The organism is Butyricicoccus sp., from assembly GCF_050872565.1.
Lineage (GTDB): Bacteria > Bacillota > Clostridia > Oscillospirales > Butyricicoccaceae > Butyricicoccus_A.
In genome coordinates this window covers 1-1770 of record NZ_JBNMHC010000412.1, presented here as the reverse complement: position 1 = coordinate 1770, position 1770 = coordinate 1, and the positions used below count along the sequence as shown (strand labels likewise).

The following is a 1770-nucleotide window of genomic DNA, read 5'->3' as shown; positions in this document are numbered from 1 at the left end:
CAGGCACTGCGCCGCAAAGCGTCCCGGAAAATCGCTGGCAGTAATATGCCCACTGCGCAGAAGCGGACCGGAAATAGCATCCAGTGTGCGCAAGGTAGACAGCTTATCTCGTTCCCAGCAAGTTTCCCGCGCCGAGCATCGGCGGCACACACGGTCGGCCGTGCGGTCAAACACAGCCCCCAGATCACTCTCTTCTTTATGTGCTTTTCCGTTGTTTGCCAACGCCTGATACATTTCCGAAAAGGCATCCGATGTCACAGACGCATATTGATTGGCCACGCGCCGGATGCGTGCGGCATAATCGGTCGGTTTGGGATCCGTCGGAATCAGCCGATCTTTCCACTCTTCCCACAGATCTTCCGGCAGCAGGACAAAGCAAACTGAGGCGACAAAGCATTCATAGACACCAGACAAGTACACCGCTTCTCCGCCCAGCAAATGTACCGCCGCATGAGTCAGCACAAACGCTGTGGCGAATACCACGCGCCCGCCGCGCAAAAAAAATCCTGCTGCCATACCGGAGACAGCGTATACGCCCGCATAATACAGACCAGCACCGCCCGCCGCGTCCATAGCAACACCAATCCCGACACCGCAGGCCGCACCATAAGAAAAGCCACCCATATAGCTCATCGCCATCACGACAAACAGCGCGGCAATACGCGCCGGGCAAACGAGATCTGCCACAGAAAACGGATACGCCGCCATGAGCAGCGTCGCCACCAAAACCAGCATCCCACCGAAGCGAACAACCTGTGGTCGTCCGCGCATCGTGTCCAAAGCCGCTTCGTAAAAATATGCCGCCCCGCCCGCCAATACAATGCGGCATACAAACAGCAGCACACGTTCCCATTCTATCCCATCTGCAAAGACAAAAATTGCTCCTGTCGCCGCGATGGAAATCGCAGACATGGTAGGAAAGAACCATCGTGCCGATGGAATGCGCGTGCCGGAAAAAATCGTCGCGGCAGCCAACGTCATCAGTGCCGCCCCCGCATACGGCACACCCTCTGCTCCCTGCATGGACACCAGATAACCGATAAATGTGCCAAGCACTGCGCCAAATCCGTAGCCGGTTCGGCACGCCGCCGCAGCAAATGCCACTCCAAACGGCGCGCCGACTCCCGTAATATGTGCACAGGACAGCAAGGCCGCCCCGACAACGTACAGCGCAGATACGCCGCGTTTTCGAGCCTGCATACTTCCTGATTGTTTTCGCTGTTTCTGTTTTTCGAGCATATGTATTCGCGCCTCCTGTTTCATGTCCCCAGTATATCGAAGCGCAAATAAAAAGTCCGTCGAAGCCACGGATGCCATTTGCTTTTCTGGTACAAAAAAACGACAGTCCGCAGACTGCCGTTTTTTCTCTTATCGTTTCCAGATTGCCGCTGCATTCGAGCGCACCATCAGCTCTTCTACCGGAATGCCCGCCGGACAAATATCCTGACACGCCAGCGACTTGCCGCAGCCCTCATAATAGACTCTGCGATACTGCTCGGCAACTCTCTGCTTATGTGCCGCATCAGTCTCCTGATCCAACACACGAAACGCCTGCACTGCCGCAGCAGCGCCGCCAAACGACTGCTCAACACAAAAATTCGGACAAATTTCTAAGCAGCAGCCACATTGCAGGCATCGCGCCGACTGATACCGTGCCGCATGGGTGCGCGCATTTTTTTGTGCCTCGCCTTCCAGCCACACCTGCATTTCTTTGAGCCGGTCAAACAGCACGCGCCGATCCACGATCAAATCGCGCACGAGCGGGAATTT

Annotated in this window: 2 protein-coding genes; both read right to left on the bottom strand. The window is 55.9% G+C overall.

Annotated elements, in window-relative coordinates; translation table 11 throughout:
• Positions 1-1239: hypothetical protein (locus ACR0P9_RS11975; RefSeq protein ID WP_432620453.1), on the bottom strand; the 1239-nt coding region annotated here is incomplete at its 3' end.
• 129 nt (positions 1240-1368) lie between these two features.
• Positions 1369-1770 (bottom strand): 4Fe-4S dicluster domain-containing protein (locus ACR0P9_RS11970; RefSeq protein WP_432620451.1); only part of this gene is annotated, 402 nt, incomplete at its 5' end.